12 protein-coding genes are annotated in these 17,243 nt (G+C 47.8%); 9 read left to right on the forward strand and 3 right to left on the reverse strand.

Annotation, left to right across the window (positions count from 1 at the left end):
• Nucleotides 1-23 precede the first annotated feature (23 nt).
• From ligA to NQS30_RS18115, 3 genes are all read left to right on the forward strand, one after another.
• Nucleotides 24-2,030 (forward strand): NAD-dependent DNA ligase LigA, encoded by a 2,007-nt coding sequence (ligA, locus tag NQS30_RS18105; protein WP_025284377.1) that lies wholly within the window; start codon nucleotides 24-26, stop codon nucleotides 2,028-2,030.
• 15 nt (nucleotides 2,031-2,045) lie between these two features.
• The gene (locus tag NQS30_RS18110; protein WP_007408912.1) at nucleotides 2,046-3,242 is read left to right on the forward strand and encodes a CamS family sex pheromone protein; all 1,197 of its coding nucleotides are present in this window, start codon (nucleotides 2,046-2,048) and stop codon (nucleotides 3,240-3,242) included.
• A 237-nt stretch (nucleotides 3,243-3,479) separates the two neighbouring features.
• Nucleotides 3,480-4,475: a phosphotransferase enzyme family protein gene (locus tag NQS30_RS18115; RefSeq protein WP_082999067.1), complete on the forward strand. Its 996-nt coding sequence runs from the start codon at nucleotides 3,480-3,482 to the stop codon at nucleotides 4,473-4,475.
• A gap of 36 nt (nucleotides 4,476-4,511) precedes the next feature.
• On the opposite strand, the gene NQS30_RS18120 is transcribed toward NQS30_RS18115, so the two are convergent.
• The gene (locus NQS30_RS18120) at nucleotides 4,512-5,204 is read right to left on the reverse strand and encodes an MgtC/SapB family protein (protein ID WP_003155735.1); all 693 of its coding nucleotides are present in this window, start codon (nucleotides 5,202-5,204) and stop codon (nucleotides 4,512-4,514) included.
• 120 nt (nucleotides 5,205-5,324) lie between these two features.
• Nucleotides 5,325-6,803, reverse strand: a complete 1,479-nt coding sequence (gene putP / locus NQS30_RS18125; protein ID WP_015239324.1) for a sodium/proline symporter PutP — start codon at nucleotides 6,801-6,803, stop codon at nucleotides 5,325-5,327.
• Nucleotides 6,804-7,224: 421 nt separating this feature from the next.
• Between putP and gatC the strand changes: the two genes are divergently transcribed.
• The 3 genes from gatC to gatB are packed head-to-tail and all read left to right on the forward strand — an operon-like array spanning nucleotide 7,225 to nucleotide 10,431.
• Nucleotides 7,225-7,515 carry an Asp-tRNA(Asn)/Glu-tRNA(Gln) amidotransferase subunit GatC gene (gene gatC / locus NQS30_RS18130; RefSeq protein ID WP_003155732.1) on the forward strand — a complete coding sequence of 97 codons (291 nt, stop codon included), beginning with the start codon at nucleotides 7,225-7,227 and terminating at the stop codon, nucleotides 7,513-7,515.
• A 14-nt stretch (nucleotides 7,516-7,529) separates the two neighbouring features.
• A complete protein-coding gene (gatA, locus tag NQS30_RS18135) occupies nucleotides 7,530-8,987 on the forward strand; it encodes an Asp-tRNA(Asn)/Glu-tRNA(Gln) amidotransferase subunit GatA (RefSeq protein WP_007609878.1) in 1,458 nt (485 codons plus the stop codon).
• Nucleotides 8,988-9,000: 13 nt separating this feature from the next.
• Nucleotides 9,001-10,431 carry an Asp-tRNA(Asn)/Glu-tRNA(Gln) amidotransferase subunit GatB gene (gene gatB, locus NQS30_RS18140; protein ID WP_003155730.1) on the forward strand — a complete coding sequence of 477 codons (1,431 nt, stop codon included), beginning with the start codon at nucleotides 9,001-9,003 and terminating at the stop codon, nucleotides 10,429-10,431.
• 64 nt (nucleotides 10,432-10,495) lie between these two features.
• Here the strand turns inward: gatB and NQS30_RS18145 are convergent, their stop codons facing one another.
• On the reverse strand, nucleotides 10,496-11,344 hold the full coding sequence (locus NQS30_RS18145; protein ID WP_052827151.1) for a TetR/AcrR family transcriptional regulator: 849 nt from the start codon (nucleotides 11,342-11,344) through the stop codon (nucleotides 10,496-10,498).
• A gap of 128 nt (nucleotides 11,345-11,472) precedes the next feature.
• On the opposite strand from NQS30_RS18145, the gene NQS30_RS18150 reads away from it, so the two are divergent.
• From NQS30_RS18150 to rlmD, 3 genes are all read left to right on the forward strand, one after another.
• The gene (locus NQS30_RS18150; RefSeq protein WP_015239326.1) at nucleotides 11,473-14,616 is read left to right on the forward strand and encodes an efflux RND transporter permease subunit; all 3,144 of its coding nucleotides are present in this window, start codon (nucleotides 11,473-11,475) and stop codon (nucleotides 14,614-14,616) included.
• Nucleotides 14,617-14,768: 152 nt separating this feature from the next.
• Nucleotides 14,769-15,680: a diacylglycerol kinase gene (locus NQS30_RS18155; RefSeq protein WP_015239327.1), complete on the forward strand. Its 912-nt coding sequence runs from the start codon at nucleotides 14,769-14,771 to the stop codon at nucleotides 15,678-15,680.
• Nucleotides 15,681-15,827: 147 nt separating this feature from the next.
• Nucleotides 15,828-17,222: a 23S rRNA (uracil(1939)-C(5))-methyltransferase RlmD gene (rlmD, locus tag NQS30_RS18160; protein ID WP_085341798.1), complete on the forward strand. Its 1,395-nt coding sequence runs from the start codon at nucleotides 15,828-15,830 to the stop codon at nucleotides 17,220-17,222.
• Nucleotides 17,223-17,243: the final 21 nt, after the last annotated feature.

Here is a 17,243-nt window from a genome sequence, read left to right on the forward strand (position 1 = left end):
CTGAAGAGGAAAGGAAGAACATGATGGACAAAGAAACAGCGAAACACCGGGCAGAAGAATTGCGCCGCACCATCGATCAGTACAGTTATGAATATTACACCTTAGATGAACCGAGCGTGCCGGATTCCGAGTACGACAGACTGATGCAGGAGCTGATTGCCATAGAGGAAGAGCACCCGGAGCTCAGAACGCCCGATTCGCCCACACAGCGGGTCGGGGGAGCGGTGCTTGAATCGTTTCAAAAGGTGCAGCATGGCACGCCGATGCTCAGTCTCGGCAACGCATTTAACGATGATGACCTCCGCGATTTTGACCGCCGCGTCCGTCAGGCTGTCGGTGACGGCGTCGCTTATAATGTGGAGCTGAAAATAGACGGTCTTGCTGTTTCTCTCCGTTATGAAGACGGCTATTTCGTCAGAGGCGCGACAAGAGGAGACGGAACGACGGGCGAAGATATCACGGAAAACTTAAAAACGATCCGCAACATTCCGCTGAAAATGAAACGGAATCTTTCCATAGAAGTGCGCGGAGAGGCGTACATGCCGAAACAGTCATTTGAAGCGCTCAATGAAGAACGGCTGAAACATGAAGAGGAGCCGTTCGCCAATCCCCGGAATGCGGCTGCGGGCTCACTCAGACAGCTCGATCCGAAAATTGCAGCGAAACGAAATCTTGACATCTTCGTCTACAGTATAGCGGAGCTTGACGAAATGGGTGTGGAAACACAGAGTCAGGGCCTGGATTTTCTGGATGAGCTCGGTTTTAAAACAAACCAGGAACGGAAAAAATGCGCCACGATAGATGAAGTCATTGAAATGATCGAAGAGCTGCAGGCGAAGCGGGCCGATCTCCCGTATGAAATTGACGGAATCGTCATCAAAGTCGATTCGCTCGACCAGCAGGAAGAGCTCGGATATACGGCAAAAAGCCCGCGCTGGGCGATTGCTTATAAATTCCCGGCAGAAGAGGTCGTGACAAAACTTCTCGATATCGAACTGAATGTCGGAAGAACGGGCGTCATTACGCCGACCGCCGTTCTGGAACCGGTAAAAGTCGCGGGAACGACGGTCTCAAGAGCATCCCTTCATAACGAAGATTTAATTAAAGAGAAGGATATCCGCATTCTCGATAAAGTGGTCGTCAAAAAAGCGGGCGACATCATCCCTGAGGTCGTCAATGTCTTAATCGAACAGCGGACCGGGGAAGAAAAAGAATTCAATATGCCGACCAGATGCCCTGAGTGCGAAAGCGAACTTGTCCGCATTGAAGGAGAAGTCGCGCTGCGCTGCATCAATCCGGAATGTCCGGCGCAGATCAGAGAAGGCCTGATTCACTTTGTCTCACGCAACGCGATGAATATTGACGGACTCGGAGAACGTGTCATCACACAGCTTTTCCGTGAACATCTCGTCCGTAATGTCGCTGATTTGTATAAGCTGACGAAAGAGCAGGTCATCCGGCTTGAGCGGATGGGGGAAAAATCAACTGACAATCTGATCAGCTCCATCCAAAAGTCGAAAGAGAATTCGCTGGAACGCCTGCTGTTCGGTCTCGGCATCCGTTTTATCGGCTCAAAAGCGGCCAAAACACTCGCCATGCATTTTGAAAGCCTGGAAAATCTGAAACAAGCCACGGAAGAAGAGCTGCTTGCGGTGGATGAAATCGGCGAAAAGATGGCTGATGCCGTTATCACCTATTTCCGCAAAGAAGAAATGCTTGAGCTATTGAATGAACTTGAGGAACTCGGTGTGAACACACTCTACAAAGGCCCGAAAAAAGTAAAAGCGGAGGACAGCGACTCTTATTTTGCCGGCAAAACCATCGTGTTGACCGGAAAGCTTGAAGAGCTGTCCAGAAATGAAGCCAAGGCGCAGATTGAAGCGCTCGGCGGAAAGCTGACGGGATCTGTCAGCAAAAAAACAGATTTGCTGATTGCCGGAGAAGCGGCCGGAAGCAAGCTGACAAAAGCGCAGGAATTAAACATTGAAGTATGGAATGAAGCACAGCTATTGGGAGAGCTAAAGAAATAAGAGGAGTGTTTTCTATTGAAAAAGATGTTGGCATTGGCGGCGACGGCAACGGCGGCAGTACTCATGCTGTCGGCCTGTTCGCCGAGTTTCGGGGGGAACAAAGAGGAAGAGATCACGCAGAAAACGGCAAAGTCTTCTGAAAAAGCGATCATACCGAAATATAATATCTCTGATTCCTACTATAAAATGGTGCTTCCGTTTAAGGCCGGAAAAGCGCGCGGCCTGACCGCGGACCGGCTGAACACGAGGCTGGACATCGATGAATTCGAGACGGGTCTGATGCGGCTCGCTCAAGACACGTTCCCGACGGATGACTATTTGTATCAGGAAGGCCAGTATTTAGATGAGGACACGGTACTCAGCTGGCTTGACCGCAAAAAAGAAGGCAGTGATCTGAAAAAGGCGAAAAAGGCAGATTCCAATTTTCAGAATCTCGGCTTAAATCCCGTGCTGCCAAGCTCGGGATCGGCAAAAGAGAAAAATGAAAACAGCCCGATTTACTTAGCGTCCATGCTTGAGCAGGATTACTTAGTAAGAAAAGATAAAAATTCCATCCAGCTTGGCGGTATCATGATCGGTCTCGCTCTCAACTCTGTATACTATTACCGTGAAAACACAGGTGATCCGCAGCAGGAAGTGGAGCTAAGTGACAAAACGATCCGCAGCCACGGTGAAGAAATCGCCCAGGAAGTCGTTAACCGCCTTCGGAAAATGGATAACCTGAAAAATGTGCCGATTACCGTCGCCCTTTATAAACAAGCGCCGAAAACATCAATCGTACCGGGGAATTACATTGCAAAAACAGAAGTCAAAGCCGGCTCATCCACCATTTCAAACTGGGATGATGTCAAAGAAAAGTACGTCTTCTATCCGGCGGATACAGACACGGCAAAGAAATACCCTGATGATTCTGAAGTATTTAAACGCTTCAAAAACGCCATCGACAGCTACTTCCCGAATTACACCGGAGTCGTCGGAACGGCAATGTACGAAAACGATGAAATGAGAAAAATGAAGATTGAAATCCCGATGCAATTTTACGGGAAAAGCGAAGTCATCGCCTTCACCCAATACTTAACAGGTGAGCTGATGGATTATTATTCAAAAGGCTCAGTTGATGTCGAAATTAACATTACCTCGTCTGACGGGCAGGAAGCGCTGATCGTCCGCAATGCGGGTGACAAAGAACCGACCGTCCATATTTACGATTAACCAAGATGCCCTTGTTCATTTCTGTATGAGCAAGGGTTTTTTTTATTGTGATATCGTTGGAGCGAGGAAATGAGGTATGTTAAGATATTTGTATAATCAGGAATTAACAGGAAAACACATTTCATTCTAAGCGGATGTTACTAATCTGCTGTGAAAGAAGAAGGGCAGGAATGTTGATGAATGACATTTGCTGAGTACACACACCGCCTACAAACGTTATGAAAAGGGTGAATCAGCATGCATAAAGATATTAAAGCGATTTTTGAGGAAGATAAGGTGCTCGCTGAAGCAGGTGAAATATACGGCTTTACCAAGTTTCAATTTATTGCGGACGCCGAGAACTACGTATATGAAATTGTGAAAGATAACGAACCTTATATTTTAAAAATTACGCATACGATCAGAAGAACACCGGAATATATTCTCGGAGAAATGGAATGGCTTCATCATCTGGCAAAGGGAGGGCTTTCAGCAGCAAAGCCGATTCCTTCATTAAATGGCAAAGATGTCGAAGAAGTGCCGGATGGAAAAGGCGGAGCGTTTTTAGTAAGAGTCTATGAAAAAGCGCCCGGACGCAAAGTGGAGGAATCAGACTGGAACGGAACTCTGTTTTACGAGCTTGGAAAGTACACGGGGAACATGCACCGGCTGACGAAAAGCTACCGTCTGAGCGATCCGACATATAAAAGGCAGGAATGGGATGAAGAGGAGCAGCTGAAGCTGAGAAAATACGTGCCCGCAGATCAGCATCTCGTATTTGAGCGGGCGGATGCTCTAATGGAAAAACTGCGCCGTTTGCCGAAGAACCCTGAAAACTATGGCCTTGTGCACGCCGATCTGCACCACGGCAATTTCAATTGGGACAACGGAAAAATCACTGCATTTGATTTTGATGATATCGGCTACAATTGGTTTGTGAATGATATCAGTATTCTGCTGTACAACATGTTGTGGTATCCGGTCATCCCGTATGAAGACAAGGCCGCGTTTACGGGTGAATTCATGACTCACTTTATGAAAGGCTATAGGGAAGAAAATGACCTTGACCCCGCATGGTTTGAACACATCCCGGATTTCCTCCGGCTGCGCCATATGCTGATCTACGGATTATTGCATCAGGCGTTTGACCTCAATTCACTCGGGGACGAGGAACTTGAGATGCTGAAAACCTTCAGGCGCGATATCGAAAATGAAACCCCGATTACGGAGTATAACTTTTCTGCATTCGTATAAATAGAAAAACGCCGGCTGAATCCAGCCCGGCGTTTTTTATAACGTATCACACTTCACTCCGACGACACCTTGAATTTCTTTAATATCATAATAGACGTCAGTAGTGTAGCGGTTTTTATGAACACTGACTTTCACTTCCATAATCGGAAATTCTTTTTCGCCCAGATCATCAATCCGGACGGAGTGAATGCGGAGCTGTTTGCTTTTCATTTCCTTTAAAATCTCGGTCATTTTGTCTTTATCGGAAAGAGACATTCTCACGCGGATATCTTTTTCCTTCAAGCGGTTGGGACCGATTTTTCTGATCAGCCACGGAAGAAATTCGACGCTGATCAGGATAAACAAGAGGCTTGCGAACGCCTCTTTATAAAAGCCGGCGCCTGTAGCCAGACCGAGCCCGGCTGCGCCCCAGATGATGGCCGATGTCGTCAGGCCGGATATGACGTCATTGCTTTTACGCAGGATCACGCCCGCGCCGATAAAACCGACGCCGGAAATGATTTGGGCGGGAAGGCGGAGCGGATCCATCATGATTCGGTAATATTTTGGGAAATGATATGCCGCATTAATGCTGACGATCGTCAGCATACAGGAGCTGACGGCGATGACGATACAGGTTTTCAGTCCGAGCGGTTTGTTTTTCAGCTCGCGTTCAAGACCGATGATCATGCCGATCAGCGTGGCAATGCCCAGCTTTAATAAAATGTCTGGTTCGATAGGCCAGCTCAATTTGCACAGCACCTCCGCAATTTTTCTTATAATAAATTGATATGATTTTCTCACAGTATTTATAGCAGGACAAGTGCGGAAGAAAAAAGCCGTCAGGGATAAAATCTGACGGCTTTTTGTCTATTTCTTGTTTTTCAAAAGAGCTTCCATCCGGCTGAACAGCTGATAAGAAGCATCGGCCGGTTTTTTTGTCAGCAGGCTGACGGCAATACCGGCAATCAGACTGAGGAAGAACCCCGGAATGATTTCGTATACGCCGGTTGAAGCGGCAAGCCCTGTCGTGATCCAGATTAAAACGGCCGCGGCCCCGGTAATCATCGCCGCAAGCGCTCCCCATTCATTCATCCGTTTCCAGTACAGACTGAGCAAGAGCGCCGGGCCGATAGCCGAACCGAAACCTGCCCACGCATATCCGACCAGATCAAGAATGGTGCTGTTCGGATTCATGGAAAGCAAAATGGCGATAACGGCCACGATCAATACCGACAGGCGTCCGGTCATGACCAATTCTTTATCGCTCGCTTCCCGTCTGAAAAAGGCGCGGTATAAATCTTCCGTAATGGCGCTTGCCGTTACGAGAAGCTGTGAGGAAATGGAACTCATGATCGCCGCTAAAATCGCGGACAGCAAGAAGCCCGTAATCAGCGGATGGAACAAGATTTTAGAAAAAATAATGAAAATCGTTTCCGGATCTTTTACGGAGACTCCGAAGTGATGAGAATACGCAACCCCGATAATCCCGGTAAGCAATGAACCGACAACTGAAATAACCATCCAGCTCATCCCGATTCTGCGGGCGGGTTTTAAATCTTTCACTTCTTTAATCGCCATAAATCGTACGATGATATGAGGCTGGCCGTAATAGCCGAGTCCCCATGCCAAATAAGAAATAATGCTAATGACGCTCGCGCCTTTAAAGATATCCAATAGTTTCGGGTTAACGGCGTTGATCGAATCAATCGTCGTTGAAACGCTCCCGAGCTGGGTAAAAGCAACGATCGGCACAAGCACTAATGCCGCAAACATGATCGCTCCCTGTACAAAGTCAGTCAGACTGACAGCGAGGAAACCGCCAAACAGCGTGTAAAGCACAACAACACTGGCCGTTAAAAACAAACCGAATTTGTAGTCGGCGCCGAATGCCGATTCAAATAACCTGCCTCCGGATACCATCCCGGACGATGTGTACAGTGTGAAAAAGATCATAATAATCACGGCGGAAACAATTTTCAGCAATGATGACGAGTGGCGGAACCGTTTATCGAAAAAATCGGGAATCGTAATCGCATCATCCGCAACTTCCGTGTAAGCGCGCAGCCTCGGAGCAAGCAGCAGATAATTTGAATACGCGCCGATCGTCAAACCGAGCGCCAGCCATAAGGTCGATAACCCCGTTGCGAACATTGCGCCGGGAACTCCCATCAGCATCCATGCGCTCATATCGGCCGCACCTGCGGACAGCGCCGTTACGAACGGGCCGAGTCCTCTTCCGCCCAGCATGTAATCATTAATATTCGTTGTCTTCCTGAATGCGTACCAGCCGATTAACAGCATGGCAGCAAAGTAAATGCCAAGAGATATAATTAGTTCAATACTCACGTTTTTGGACCCTCTCTTCTTTCATGTAAATGTTGCATCACCTCTGTAGATTAGTAGTGCCGGAATATGCGCCGGCGATCCAGCCTTTAGTCGTCATTCCATGCGGATCGCATGATTTAGTGCTGGCTATGGTTACTAAACCTAACAAAGTATCCCCGATCAATCAACTCTCGAAACCTGGCCCGCTCAAGGAAAAAATCCCCGCCAACATAGAACAGCTTAGAGATGAAAACGCTACCAATAAATTATAAAAGTAAAAATTTTCTGACATATAATTCGTTTCTCTTTCTCCCCGATTTAGGATAAAATAGAGAGGGTTTCATCATGCCTCAGAAGGCGGCGTTTTGTTGCTTTAGAGGGCTCGTTTTTGATATGATCAGTATTATATGACGAAACGGAGAATTATGCGGAGGTGGATCTTATGTCACGAATTTCTATAGAAGAAGTAAAGCATGTCGCTCATTTGGCGAGACTCGCCATTACGGATGAAGAAGCTGAAATGTTCACAGAACAGCTTGACAGCATCATCTCGTTTGCCGAGGAGCTTAATGAAGTGGACACGGATAACGTGGAACCGACAACACACGTGCTGAAAATGAAAAACGTAATGAGAGAAGATGAAGCGGGTAAAGGCCTTCCGGTCGAGGATGTCATGAAAAATGCTCCCGATCATAAAGACGGCTATGTCCGTGTGCCATCTATTCTGGATTAAAGGAGGGAGACAGTATGTCATTATTTGATCACAAAATCACAGAACTGAAACAAATGATACATAAAAAAGAAATCAAGATTTCCGATCTTGTTGATGAATCTTACAAACGGATCGCATCCGTGGATGATAAGGTGCAGGCGTTTTTACAGCTTGATGAAGAAAGAGCCCGCGCTTACGCGAAAGAACTTGACGAAGCGGTTGACGGACGGTCTGAACACGGTCTTCTCTTCGGAATGCCGATCGGCGTCAAAGACAACATCGTGACCAAAGGGCTTCGCACAACATGCTCAAGCAAAATCCTCGAAAACTTCGATCCGATTTACGATGCGACGGTTGTGGAGCGCCTTCAAGCCGCTGAAGCCGTAACGATCGGAAAGCTGAATATGGACGAGTTCGCGATGGGTTCTTCTACTGAAAACTCCGCGTACAAAGCGACGAAAAACCCATGGAATCTCGATACGGTTCCCGGCGGATCAAGCGGCGGTTCCGCAGCTGCGGTTGCCGCGGGCGAAGTGCCGTTTTCACTCGGATCTGATACGGGCGGCTCCATCCGCCAGCCGGCTTCTTTCTGCGGCGTCGTCGGATTAAAGCCTACATACGGACGCGTGTCACGTTACGGTTTGGTCGCTTTTGCGTCTTCATTAGACCAGATCGGACCGATCACAAGAAACGTAGAAGATAACGCATTCCTGCTTCAGGCGATTTCAGGCCCGGACAAAATGGACTCTACGAGCGCCAATGTCGAAGTGCCGGACTTTCTTTCTTCATTAACTGGCGATATTAAAGGCTTAAAAATCGCCGTACCGAAAGAATATCTCGGAGAAGGCGTCGGCAAAGAAGCGAAAGAATCGGTTTTAGCCGCTTTAAAAGTGCTTGAAGACCTCGGAGCGACATGGGAAGAAGTATCTCTGCCGCACAGCAAATACGCGCTTGCGACGTATTATCTGCTGTCTTCTTCCGAAGCGTCTGCAAACCTTGCGCGCTTTGACGGCATCCGCTACGGCTACCGCTCAGACAATGCGGACAACCTGATCGACCTTTATAAACAGACACGCTCAGAAGGCTTCGGCAATGAAGTGAAGCGCCGCATCATGCTCGGCACCTTCGCGCTCAGCTCCGGCTACTATGACGCGTATTACAAAAAAGCGCAAAAAGTGCGCACGCTTATTAAGAAAGATTTTGAAGACGTATTTGAGAAATACGATGTCATCGTCGGACCGACAACGCCGACACCGGCATTCAAAATCGGCGAAAAAACCAGCGATCCGCTCACAATGTACGCCAACGATATTTTAACGATCCCTGTCAACCTCGCGGGTGTGCCGGGAATCAGCGTGCCGTGCGGATTTGCGGACGGACTGCCGCTCGGACTGCAAATCATCGGAAAACACTTCGATGAAGGCACTGTATACCGCGTCGCTCATGCTTTTGAGCAGGCAACAGATCATCATAAAGCGAAACCTGAACTGTAAGGGGTGAAATGAAGTGAACTTTGAAACGGTAATCGGACTTGAAGTCCATGTGGAATTAAAAACAAAATCTAAAATTTTCTCAAGCTCACCGACGCCATTCGGCGCGGAAGCGAATACCCAAACGAGCGTCATCGACCTTGGCTATCCCGGCGTGCTGCCCGTTTTGAACAAAGAAGCGGTCGAATTCGCGATGAAAGCCGCAATGGCTTTGAACTGCGAAATCGCAACGGATACGAAGTTTGACCGGAAAAACTATTTCTATCCCGACAACCCGAAGGCATATCAAATTTCTCAATTTGACAAGCCGATCGGCGAAAACGGCTGGATCGAAATCGAAGTCGGCGGAAAAACGAAAAAAATCGGCATTACCCGTCTTCACCTTGAAGAAGATGCGGGAAAACTGACGCATACGGGCGACGGCTATTCCCTCGTTGACTTCAACCGCCAGGGCACGCCGCTTGTCGAGATTGTATCTGAGCCGGATATCCGCACACCGGAGGAAGCTTACGCATATCTCGAAAAGCTGAAATCAATTATCCAATACACAGGCGTTTCCGACTGTAAAATGGAAGAAGGTTCACTGCGCTGTGACGCCAACATTTCCCTCCGTCCGATCGGCCAGGAGAAATTCGGCACAAAAACGGAGCTGAAAAACCTGAACTCCTTCGCGTTCGTGCAAAAAGGACTTGAGCATGAAGAAAAACGCCAGGAGCAGGTGCTTCTGTCAGGCGGAGTCATTCAGCAGGAGACGCGCCGTTACGATGAAGCGACGAAAAAAACCATTTTGATGCGTGTCAAAGAAGGTTCTGACGACTATCGTTATTTCCCTGAGCCTGACCTTGTCGAGCTCTACATTGATGACGAATGGAAAGAACGCGTAAGAGCAACCATTCCTGAGCTTCCGGACGAGCGCCGCAAGCGTTATATCGAAGAGCTCGGTCTGCCTGCTTATGACGCAATGGTTCTGACGCTGACGAAAGAAATGGCTGATTTCTTCGAAGAAACGGTCAATAAAGGCGCAGAAGCCAAGCAGGCATCAAACTGGCTGATGGGTGAAGTCTCAGCTTACCTGAACGCCGAACAAAAAGAGCTTGAGGATGTCGCACTGACTCCTGAAGGCCTTGCCGGCATGATTAAGCTGATTGAAAAAGGAACCATCTCGTCCAAAATCGCGAAGAAAGTCTTTAAAGAATTAATTGAAAAAGGCGGCGACGCAGAAAAAATCGTCAAAGAAAAAGGCCTCGTGCAGATTTCTGACGAAAGCGTGCTTCTGAAGCTGGTAACAGATGCGCTTGACAGCAACCCGCAGTCAATTGAAGACTTCAAAAACGGAAAAGACCGCGCGATCGGCTTCCTTGTCGGGCAGATTATGAAAGCCTCAAAAGGACAGGCCAACCCGCCGATGGTCAACAAAATCTTACTTGAAGAAATCAAAAAACGATAAAAAAAAGCAGCCGCCTTTAAGGGCGCTGCTGACACGGAGACCGGTAAGCGCCGGTCTCTTTTTTTTATAAGATGAAATAGGTTTCAATGGAAGCCCGCAGCGTTTCAATCTGCTCATTTCCGCTGCCTGCCAAGTTGGACAGCATTCCTTTAATAATCGGTTTTCGCGGCTCTACCTTTGCGCATTCCTCTTCAATGACTTCAAGCGATACGAGGACGTCCTCAGGCAGCCCCTGCTGTGCTTTTATCTTTTGAATATCCGCAAGCAGTCTTTCTCTGTCCGCCGCGGGCTGAGTGAAGATATCCTCAGGCAGCAGCGGATCGGGATTGTCTCTTATCAGTCCCGTAATCAGATCATCGATTCTGGCAATCAGAAAGGCCGCCACGTTTTCCGTCCGGAATGCCGTATGTTCATTAAAAATCAAGAAATGAATATAGGAGCTCACAATTCCTTGCGCCATAACGGACGCATCCGCTAAAAACGGTGTGACGGCATCTCCGTAAACGGAGAGCAACGCATCCCGATACAGCATGTTAAATTGAATATTGGCCTCATGAAAATACTGTTTGACCTTTTGATTTTCAGGAATGACCTTTTCGCTCAGCAAGAGAATGATAAAGTCCTTGTGTTCCATAAATTCCTGGAATTGATATGCGATTTGTTTTCGAAATACGTCCTTAGGCGGTTTATGCTGATGTTCTGTTTTGATTTTCTTTATTTCTTCCATAGACATGCCGATGTAATACTCACATGCTGACAGCAAAAGGTCTTCTTTTGATTTAAAATGAAGATAGAAGGCCCCTTTTGAAATTCCGCATTCGCCGGCGATTTCCTGAATGGTTGTTGAAGAAAACCCTTTTTTGGCAAATAAATGGATGCCTGTTTTTATGATTTTCTCTTTTTTTTCGTTCATGACGTGCTTCCCCTTAATCCTGAAAAATTTAGAAAAATTTACTGCCTTATTAGTTGACGATGTTGAGTTATACCGTTTAGTATTATATAGAATGACCAGTCAGTCAATAAAAATTAACGGAGGACATGATGAACCACATTATTAACTTTGTACTGAAGAACAAATTCGCAGTTTGGCTGATGACGATTATCGTTACTGTAGCAGGGCTGTATGCCGGTATGAATATGAAGCAGGAATCCATACCGGACGTCAACATGCCTTACCTTTCAGTAAATACGACTTATCCCGGAGCTGCTCCGAGTCAAGTTGCGGATGACGTGACAAAACCGATCGAGCAGGCGGTCCAGAATTTAGAAGGAGTGAGCGTCGTAACGTCCACATCCTCTGAAAACGTCTCATCGGTTATGATTGAATATGATTACAACAAGGATATGGACAAGGCGAAAACCGAAGTCGCTGAAGCGCTGGACAGTGTCAGCCTTCCTGACGACGCGAAAAAACCTGACATTTCCCGTTACAGCCTCAACTCTTTCCCGATTTTGACGCTCAGTGTGACAAGCGGTAAAAGCTCGCTTGAAGACCTGACCAAAAATGTGGAAAACACTCTCGTTCCTAAGCTTGAAGGCATTCAGGGCGTTGCGTCTGTGCAAGTTTCCGGACAGCAGGAAGAGCAGGTGGAATTCTCTTTCAAAGACAAAAAAATGAAAGAGTACGGACTTGATGAAGATACCGTCAAGAAAGTGATCCAAGGCTCTGACGTCAATACGCCGCTTGGATTGTACACATTCGGCAACAAAGAAAAATCAGTTGTCGTTAACGGAGATATTACGTCAATTAAAGATCTGAAAGATATGAGAATTCCGGTCACATCTTCTTCTGCCGCTCAAGGTCAAGCGGGCGGAGCCGGTGCGGCATCTGCGGCGGACGCTCAGGCTATGCAGCAGGCACAGCAAAGCGCGTCAGCAGGGGTGCCGACAGTCAAGCTTTCTGACATTGCCGACATTAAAGATGTGAAAAAAGCTGAATCCATTTCCCGCACGAACGGAAAGGACAGCATCGGAATTAATATCGTAAAAGCCAATGACGCCAACACGGTAGAAGTGGCCGATGCGATTAAAGATGAACTGAATCAATACAAAAAAGACCATAAAGGGTTCAAGTACAGCTCGACTCTTGATATGGCAGAGCCGATTACAGAGTCGGTGGATACGATGTTAAGCAAAGCGATTTTCGGCGCGATTTTTGCGGTCGTGATCATTCTCTTATTCTTAAGAGATATTAAATCAACGATGATTTCTATCGTTTCCATCCCGCTGTCACTGCTGATTGCGCTTCTTGTGCTGAATCAGCTTGATGTCACATTGAACATAATGACGCTCGGTGCGATGACGGTCGCCATCGGACGGGTAGTCGACGACTCGATAGTCGTGATCGAAAACATTTACCGCCGCATGAGGCTGAAAGATGAACCTTTACGCGGGAAGCAATTGGTGCGTGAAGCGACGAAAGAAATGTTTAAACCGATCATGTCATCAACGATCGTAACCATTGCCGTATTCCTGCCGCTTGCCATGGTCGGCGGACAGATCGGCGAACTGTTTATGCCGTTTGCATTAACAATCGTCTTCGCGCTTGCCGCATCGCTGTTGATTTCGATCACACTGGTGCCGATGCTTGCGCACAGCTTATTCAAAAAATCGCTCACAGGCGCGCCTGTTAAAGCGAAAGAGCATAAGCCGGGCAGATTGGCCAATTTCTATAAAAAAGTGCTGCATTGGTCATTAAGACATAAATGGATTACATCTATCATCGCGGTTCTGATGCTTGTCGGCAGTTTGTTCCTCGTACCTCTGATCGGCGCGAGCTACCTGCCTGCGCAAGCGGACAAAACGATGCAGCTCACATATACGCCTGAACCGGGCGAAACGAAAAGCGAAGCTGAAAAAGCTGCGCAAAAAGCGGAAGACATGCTGCTTAAACGCAAACATGTCGATACCGTTCAGTATTCATTAGGCTCGCAAAGTCCGCTCGGCGGAAGCTCAAACGGCGCATTGTTCTACGTGAAATACGAGGATGACACGCCTGATTTTGACAAAGAAAAAGACAATGTCTTAAAAGAAATCAAAAAAACATCCAGCCGCGGCGAATGGAAATCACAAAATTTCAGCTCGTCAGGCAACAACAACGAATTAACGTACTATGTGTACGGAGATTCAGAGTCTGATATTAAAGGCACGGTCAAAGACATCGAAGGCATCATGAAAAAGCAGAAGGATCTGAAAGACGTCAACTCAGGCCTTTCCAGCACATATGATGAGTACACGTTCGTCGCTGACCAGGAGAAACTCAGCAAGCAGGGCCTGACGGCTTCGCAAATCTCCCAAGCCCTGATGTCCCAAACGTCACAGTCTCCTTTGACAACGGTGAAAAAGGACGGCAAAGAGCTTGATGTGAACATCAAAACAGAAAAAGACCAGTATAAGAGTGTAAAAGAATTAGAGGATAAAACCATCACATCGCCTGCAGGCCAAGAAGTAAAAATCGGCGATGTGGCGAAAGTGAAAAACGGCACGACATCCGATACCATTTCCAAACGCGACGGCAAAGTGTACGCTGACGTAACGGCAACCGTCACTTCTGACAACGTCACGAAGGTGTCATCAGCCGTTCAAAAGAAAGTTGACAAACTGGATCACCCGGACAATGTATCGATTGATACCGGCGGTGTATCAGCGGATATTGCTGATTCCTTTACGAAACTCGGCTTAGCAATGCTTGCCGCAATCGCCATCGTATACCTCGTTCTTGTGATCACGTTCGGCGGAGCATTAGCGCCGTTTGCGATTCTGTTCTCGCTTCCGTTTACAGTCATCGGCGCATTAGCCGGACTGTATGTATCCGGAGAGACGATCAGTCTGAATGCCATGATCGGTATGCTGATGCTGATCGGAATCGTCGTCACAAATGCGATTGTCTTAATTGACCGCGTCATCCATAAAGAAGCGGAAGGCTTATCGACGAGAGAAGCGCTCCTGGAAGCCGGCTCTACGAGATTGCGTCCGATTCTGATGACGGCGATCGCGACAATCGGCGCCCTGCTTCCATTGGCATTGGGCTTCGAAGGCGGAAGCCAGGTCATTTCTAAAGGACTCGGTGTCACTGTTATCGGCGGTTTAATCAGTTCGACTCTGCTTACCCTGCTGATTGTGCCGATCGTATATGAAGTATTAGCGAAATTCCGTAAGAAAAAACCTGGAACGGAAGAAGAGTAAGACAGCGGGCCTTGGCTCCTTAAACGGAGCCGGGCCCTTTTTTCTTCTGGCAATTCCTGTACATATTGTTGCGATTTTCTCAAGTCATAGTATAATTAAAGGTTGTTAGTGTTAATAATGGATCGGATACTCTTAAGTAGGATGATGAGATAATGAAACGTGCACGCATAATATACAATCCGACTTCAGGACGGGAGCTTTTTAAGAAAAATCTTGCCCAGGTCCTGCAAAAATTTGAACAAGCCGGTTATGAAACCTCTACCCATGCCACCACATGCGCGGGGGATGCCACCAACGCCGCAAAAGAAGCCGCTTTGCGGGAGTTTGACCTGATTATCGCAGCCGGCGGAGACGGAACGATTAATGAAGTCGTCAACGGCCTTGCACCGTTAGACAAACGCCCGACACTCGGCATCATTCCGGTCGGCACGACAAATGACTTCGCCAGAGCGCTGGGCATTCCGAGAGAGAATATACTGAATGCCGCTGATACCGTCATTAACGGCGTAGCCCGCCCGATCGACATCGGACAGGTGAACGGTCAGTATTTTATCAACATCGCCGGCGGAGGCCGTCTGACGGAGCTGACGTATGATGTGCCAAGCAAACTGAAAACGATGCTCGGCCAGCTTGCTTATTATTTAAAGGGAATGGAAATGCTGCCTTCACTTCGACCGACAGAAGTCGAGATTGAATATGACGGCAAGCTGTTTCAAGGCGAAATTATGCTGTTTTTAGTGACGCTGACCAACTCGGTCGGCGGATTCGAGAAGCTGGCCCCTGATTCCAGCCTGAATGACGGCATGTTTGATTTGATTATTTTGAAAAAAGCCAATCTCGCGGAGTTTATCAGAGTCGCGAGCATGGCGCTCAGAGGCGATCATATTAACGATCAGCACATTATTTACACAAAAGCGAACCGTGTGAAAGTCAATGTATCAGAAAAGATGCAGCTGAACCTGGACGGCGAATACGGCGGCATGCTGCCGGGCGAATTCGTGAACCTGTACCGGCATATTCACGTCATCATGCCGAAGGAGAAAGCGGAACAGCTGGATGATTAATACGCGGACAAAATCCTAAAACAGTATTCGTTTTAGGATTTTGTCATCTTTTCAGCGTGATCGGAAACCTTTGAAGGCTGACATTGAATTTGAAGGTTTTCCAGCACGCTGAAACAAGGCTATTGGTAAAACTAGAGGTGATTATAGATGAAAATGAAACCCCCGATAGAAAAAAATGAATACTATGATGTGACATTTGAGGATTTGACGCACGAAGGAGCGGGCGTCGCAAAGGTTCAGGGCTTCCCGATTTTCGTGCCGAACGCCCTGCCTGAGGAAAAAGCGCAAATCAAAGTGACACGCGTCAAAAAAGGCTTCGCTTTCGGCCGCTTGATTGAACTGAAAGAAGAAAGCCCGCACAGAACGGATGCCCCGTGTCCGATCTACAAGCAATGCGGAGGCTGCCAGCTTCAGCACATGACCTATGAAGGCCAGCTCTTGTTTAAACAGAAACAAGTCAAAGACGTCTTAGAACGGATCGGCAAGCTGGACCTGTCCAACGTCACCGTGCACCCGACACTCGGCATGGAAGACCCTTGGAACTACAGAAACAAAGCGCAGGTGCCGGTAGGAGAACGGGAAGGCGGACTCGTCGCCGGATTTTATCAGCAAAGAAGCCATGACATCATCGACATGAGCGCCTGCCTGATTCAGCAATCCAAAAACGACGAAGCCGTCCAAGCCGTCAAAGACATTTGCGCCTCATACGGCGTCAAAGCCTACAACGAAGAACGCCACAAAGGCTGGCTCCGCCACATCATGGTCAGATACGGCGTCGTCACAGGCGAAATGATGATCGTCTTCATCACAAGAACAAGCGATTTCCCGCACAAAGCGAAGATCATCGAAGACATCACAGCGCAATTCCCGCACGTTACATCTATCGTGCAAAACATCAACCCAAATAAAACAAACGTGATCTTTGGGAACGAAACAAACGTCATCTGGGGCGAAGAATACATCTACGACCTCATCGGAGACGTCAAATTCGCCATCTCCGCCAGATCGTTCTATCAGGTCAACCCGGAACAGACAAAAGTGCTCTACGACAAAGCGCTTGAGTACGCGGAGCTGCAAGGGGAAGAAACCGTCATCGACGCCTACTGCGGCATCGGAACGATTTCTCTATTTCTGGCGAAGCAGGCGAAGAAAGTATACGGCGTCGAAATCGTGCCGGAAGCCATCGAGGATGCAAAACGCAACGCTGAGCTGAACGGCATCACAAACGCAGAATTCGCAGTCGGAGAAGCGGAAACCGTCATTCCGAAATGGTATGAAGAAGGCATCACGGCCGACACCCTCGTCGTCGACCCGCCAAGAAAAGGCTGCGACGAAGCCCTCCTGCGGACAATCATCGACATGAAACCGAAGCGGGTGGTGTACGTATCCTGCAATCCAGGCACGCTTGCAAGAGACCTGCGGGTGCTTGAGGATGGCGGGTATCAGACGCTCGAAGTGCAGCCTGTGGATATGTTTCCGCATACGAATCATGTGGAGTGTGTGGCTGTGCTTTATTCTAAGGGTGCAGTTAACTGTTACTAAGAAGAAGGAGTAAAGATAATA

This window comes from Bacillus sp. B1(2022) (genome assembly GCF_040259625.1).
Taxonomy (GTDB): Bacteria; Bacillota; Bacilli; order Bacillales; family Bacillaceae; genus Bacillus; species Bacillus velezensis.

Excerpts from the sequence above, each read along its gene's own strand:
- ligA (WP_025284377.1), top strand. The coding sequence starts at position 24 with ATGGACAAAGAAACAGCGAAACACCGGGCAGAAGAATTGCGCCGCACC.
- NQS30_RS18115 (WP_082999067.1), top strand. The coding sequence starts at position 3,480 with ATGCATAAAGATATTAAAGCGATTTTTGAGGAAGATAAGGTGCTCGCT.
- gatC (WP_003155732.1), top strand. The coding sequence starts at position 7,225 with ATGTCACGAATTTCTATAGAAGAAGTAAAGCATGTCGCTCATTTGGCG.
- gatA (WP_007609878.1), top strand. The coding sequence starts at position 7,530 with ATGTCATTATTTGATCACAAAATCACAGAACTGAAACAAATGATACAT.
- NQS30_RS18145 (WP_052827151.1), bottom strand. The coding sequence starts at position 11,344 with ATGAACGAAAAAAAAGAGAAAATCATAAAAACAGGCATCCATTTATTT.
- NQS30_RS18150 (WP_015239326.1), top strand. The coding sequence starts at position 11,473 with ATGAACCACATTATTAACTTTGTACTGAAGAACAAATTCGCAGTTTGG.
- NQS30_RS18155 (WP_015239327.1), top strand. The coding sequence starts at position 14,769 with ATGAAACGTGCACGCATAATATACAATCCGACTTCAGGACGGGAGCTT.
- rlmD (WP_085341798.1), top strand. The coding sequence starts at position 15,828 with ATGAAAATGAAACCCCCGATAGAAAAAAATGAATACTATGATGTGACA.